The 3,792-nt window shown below is 39.0% G+C and carries 4 protein-coding genes and 2 tRNA genes; 2 read left to right on the plus strand and 4 right to left on the minus strand.

Features of this window, described 5'->3' with window-relative positions; all coding sequences use genetic code 11:
- Positions 1-309: 309 nt before the first annotated feature.
- From JO950_RS21450 to JO950_RS21465, 4 genes are all read right to left on the minus strand, one after another.
- Positions 310-783 (minus strand): RES family NAD+ phosphorylase, encoded by a 474-nt coding sequence (locus JO950_RS21450; RefSeq protein ID WP_202704467.1) that lies wholly within the window; start codon positions 781-783, stop codon positions 310-312.
- Positions 783-1,283: an antitoxin Xre/MbcA/ParS toxin-binding domain-containing protein gene (locus JO950_RS21455; RefSeq protein WP_202704468.1), complete on the minus strand. Its 501-nt coding sequence runs from the start codon at positions 1,281-1,283 to the stop codon at positions 783-785. The genes JO950_RS21450 and JO950_RS21455 overlap by 1 nt, the downstream gene beginning before the upstream one ends.
- An 87-nt stretch (positions 1,284-1,370) precedes the next feature.
- Positions 1,371-2,132 carry a C40 family peptidase gene (locus JO950_RS21460; protein WP_202704469.1) on the minus strand — a complete coding sequence of 254 codons (762 nt, stop codon included), beginning with the start codon at positions 2,130-2,132 and terminating at the stop codon, positions 1,371-1,373.
- 67 nt (positions 2,133-2,199) lie between these two features.
- Entirely contained in the window at positions 2,200-3,378 is a 1,179-nt protein-coding gene (locus JO950_RS21465; protein WP_202704470.1) for an acetyl-CoA C-acyltransferase, read from the minus strand.
- Between the two features lie 239 nt (positions 3,379-3,617).
- Between JO950_RS21465 and JO950_RS21470 the strand changes: the two genes are divergently transcribed.
- A tRNA-Ser gene (locus JO950_RS21470) sits at positions 3,618-3,701 on the plus strand.
- Positions 3,702-3,715: 14 nt separating this feature from the next.
- Positions 3,716-3,790: transfer RNA gene (locus JO950_RS21475), tRNA-Pro, on the plus strand.
- The last annotated feature ends 2 nt before the right edge of the window (positions 3,791-3,792 follow it).

Below are 3,792 nucleotides of genomic sequence, written 5' to 3' on the forward strand. Positions count from 1 at the left end.
TTTACTTCGTGCTACTTCGTGAAATTGGTGTTTCAATAGGAATTACACTAATTGGTACTAATTTTTTGCCACAGATTGGAGCGATTAAATAGATTTTTACTTCGTGCTACTTCGTGAAATTGGTGTTTCAATAGGAATTACACTAATTGGTACTAATTTTTTGCCACAGATTAGATGGATTAGAAAGATTTTAATTCGTGTGAATTCGTGAAATTAGTGTTTCAATAGGAATTACACTAATTGGTACTAATTTTTTTTGCCACAGATTAGATGGATTAGAAAGATTTTAATTCGTGTGAATTCGTGAAATTAGTGTTTGTTTTGAAATCTCGAATCAAAATTCATTTTGGTAGTGCTGACAACCTTAATTTTCTTACTGTCCGGATGAGCCGGATTTATGAGGTAATTGAATTCCTGCGGTACTATACAGCTTGGAACTTTTAAAATAGCAGCTTCATTGTAATCAATAAAATCGTCGCCAATCGTTTGTGTTATCAGGATTGGAGGTTTGGAATTCCAGTCTTCCGGTAAATCTTCCAGTCGAACTTCCTGAATGGTGATTTCATCCGGGATTTCGATCTCCACATAAAATCGATCCAAAGGTAAATCTTCGCTTAAATCTAAATGAACGGATACTTCAAGCGTAGCTAATGCACGACTTTCGGCTGTGTAAACCATACGGGTGTTGAGGCTGTTCCATCGGAAACCTTCAGACATCGAGGCTCCGATTCCTGCTAAAGTAGAGGACAGGTATTTTTCTCTTTCGATTCTAAAAACCTTCATTAAGCTAAGTTTCCGTACTCTAGTCGGTTTAAACTAAATTTCACCTCGTTAATTCCGGTTACAGTGTCCAGCATGTTCTCAGGAGTGCTTCCGCCAATAGATAAATTAGGCTTTTTAAGCCACCTTTGGAATTTTTCTTCTTCATTATTGAAAACTTCCAGGCCGTAATCGATCAGTTCATTGATTAAAATAACCAATTCACTGTCTCTGCTGTCTAAAAGTAAATGCTCGCTTTTTTTCTTATTGTAAGTGGTTTGAGGAATTCCCACAATTGCCAGCATAGATTTTACAGGGTTGTTTAGTCGCCTGCTAATGACTTCAATGGAATCATAAGGAATACCGGATCGGATAACTCCAACGCGTTCCATTTTGTTGCTCCAGCTGTATTCTTTCCCGTCAGAACTTAGAGTTGATCTTTTAATAGAAATTACTTTCCCGGAAGCATTTCGAATGCTTCTCTTAGTATCAAAAGGTTCTGTATTTTGTTTTATCTTTTTCATGATACAACTATTTTGCTATAAAGATACAACAATTTTGTTGTTCATATCAAAGTTCGAAGAAAAAAATCCCGATTTGCAAGGGTAGAGTTAGATGATCTTCTTAATTACACGCAATTTGTGAGTGTGTTTGTTTGTTTCGGGATTGTAGATTCCTAAGTGATCCAAACGATCAATGCGAACTTTACCGCTGGCATGAATGATGTAATTATTGTCCATGATAATACCAACATGTGTAATGTTTCCTTCGTCGTTATCAAAAAAGGCCAGGTCGCCGGCTTCGCTTTCTTCGATAAAACTCAGGGGTTCTCCGTCAAGAGCCTGTTGTGAGGCGTCACGATGAATTTTATAGCCGTTTAATTTGTAAACCATTTGAGTGAAACCCGAACAGTCAATTCCAAAAGGAGTTTTACCTCCCCAAAGATAAGGGGCGTTCAAATACATAAATGCAGTACTTATGATAGCGCTCTTAGGTTTGATACCGCTGGTTTTGGTTCCTTCAAAATCAAAATTGGAGATATTGATTTCACTGTTATTTAAAAAAGACAAAGAAGCGCCAAGCGGAATGGGTAGTAATAAATTGTTGGCAGAAGTGATGTAATCAATCAAGTCAGCATTTAAGATAATAGCATCATTGCTTAATTGTTTAAAATTTGCTTCCGAAATAACCTGGTATTGTTTCGAATCTACCCAGCCTTCATAGTCGTCATACTGAATTCTTATTCGGGCCCATTGATTTTGACGTTCCAAAATCTCGATATGTTCACCAAACAAAAGTTGAGTAACGATTTCACTTCTGTCACTTGGCTCAGCTCGTACGGGTACTATGGCTAAATTGCAAATTCCGAACATTTAAGGTAATTTATAAGTTAAAAATTAGGAGTTATCTGGAAAACAAATAACTCCTAACAGAATAGTATTAAGCTCTCTCGATAACAATTGCCGAAGCACCTCCACCGCCGTTGCAAATTGCTGCAGCTCCGGTTTTGGCATTGTTTTGCTCTAAAACACTTAGCAAAGTTACGATGATTCTTGCTCCCGAGCATCCTAGAGGATGGCCTAAGGAAACAGCTCCACCGTTTACGTTTACTTTATCGTTGTCAAGATTAAGAATTTTTGAATTGGCTAATCCAACCACTGCAAATGCTTCGTTGAATTCAAAATAATCAACATCACTTACTGAGATTCCGGCTTTGTCTAAAGCTTTCGGTAATGCTTTTGCCGGGCTGGTGGTAAACCATTTTGGCTCCTGAGCAGCATCAGCGTATCCTTTTATGTAAGCCAAAGGTTTTAATCCTAAGGAAGCTGCTTTTTCTTCAGACATTAAAACCAAAGCAGCTGCTCCGTCGTTTATGGTAGAAGCATTGGCAGCAGTAACTGTCCCGTCTTTAGTGAAAACAGCTCCCAGTGTAGGGATCTTATCCAGTTTTACATTGGTGTATTCCTCGTCTTTTGAAACGATAATAGGTTCACCACGTCTTTGTGGAACCTCTACTGGTACAATTTCATTATCAAATTTTCCGGCATCCCAGGCTTTTGCACTTCTTTCGTAAGACTGAATCGCAAAATTATCCTGTTCTTCACGGCTGATGTTGTATTCAGATGCACATAAATCAGCGCAAACTCCCATTGCGTTGTTATCGTAAGCATCTGTCAAACCATCTTTCTGCATTCCGTCAAGCATAGAAGCCGGACCAAATTTAGTTCCGTTGCGCATCTGTACATAATGTGGAATCAAGCTCATGTTTTCCATTCCTCCGGCTACTACGATTTCAGCATCACCACAAGCGATAGCCTGTGCGGCGAACATAACAGCTTTCATTCCTGAAGCACAAACTTTGTTTACAGTGGTAGCAGCAACCTCTTCAGATAAGCCTGCAAAAAGTGCAGCCTGACGTGCTGGTGCCTGACCAACTCCGGCCTGTACCACATTACCCATAAATACTTCATCAACTAATTTTGGGTCAAGGTTAATTTTTTGAAGTGCGCCTTTTATTGCGGCAGCACCTAATTTAGGGGCAGGTACAGTAGATAAGCCTCCCATGAAACTTCCGATAGGTGTTCTAACGGCAGAAACGATAACAACTCTTTTGTTCATTTTCTGTTAATATTAGTTAATCAAGCAAATTTACTCTTTATTTAAATAAATTCAAATTTTGTCTCAATTCGATTGAATTTTAAATTTAATGTGAATTTTTAGTTAATTCTATTTATTTGATTGTGAAGTGTTTTGAAAAAAAGATTAAAAAAACTTAAAAAAAAGCTTCAAAATAGTTGTGAGATATGGAATGTTGTTATACCTTTGCAACCGCAAAACAGAACACGATTCTTGAGCTTGGAGAGGTGCCAGAGCGGTAATGGAGCAGATTGCTAATCTGTCGACGGGTAACCGTCGCCAGGGTTCGAGTCCCTGTCTCTCCGCTTAGATTTTGCCTCGGGGTGTAGCGTAGCCCGGTTATCGCGCCTGCTTTGGGAGCAGGAGGCCGCAGGTTCGAATCCTGCCACCCCGACA

The organism is Flavobacterium sp. UGB4466 (genome assembly GCF_903469665.1).
Classification (GTDB): domain Bacteria; phylum Bacteroidota; class Bacteroidia; order Flavobacteriales; family Flavobacteriaceae; genus Flavobacterium; species Flavobacterium lipolyticum.

Bases quoted from the DNA above. Each gene is read 5' to 3' on its own strand.
- JO950_RS21455 (WP_202704468.1), bottom strand. From the start codon at position 1,283: ATGAAAAAGATAAAACAAAATACAGAACCTTTTGATACTAAGAGAAGC.
- JO950_RS21460 (WP_202704469.1), bottom strand. From the start codon at position 2,132: ATGTTCGGAATTTGCAATTTAGCCATAGTACCCGTACGAGCTGAGCCA.
- JO950_RS21450 (WP_202704467.1), bottom strand. From the start codon at position 783: ATGAAGGTTTTTAGAATCGAAAGAGAAAAATACCTGTCCTCTACTTTA.
- JO950_RS21465 (WP_202704470.1), bottom strand. From the start codon at position 3,378: ATGAACAAAAGAGTTGTTATCGTTTCTGCCGTTAGAACACCTATCGGA.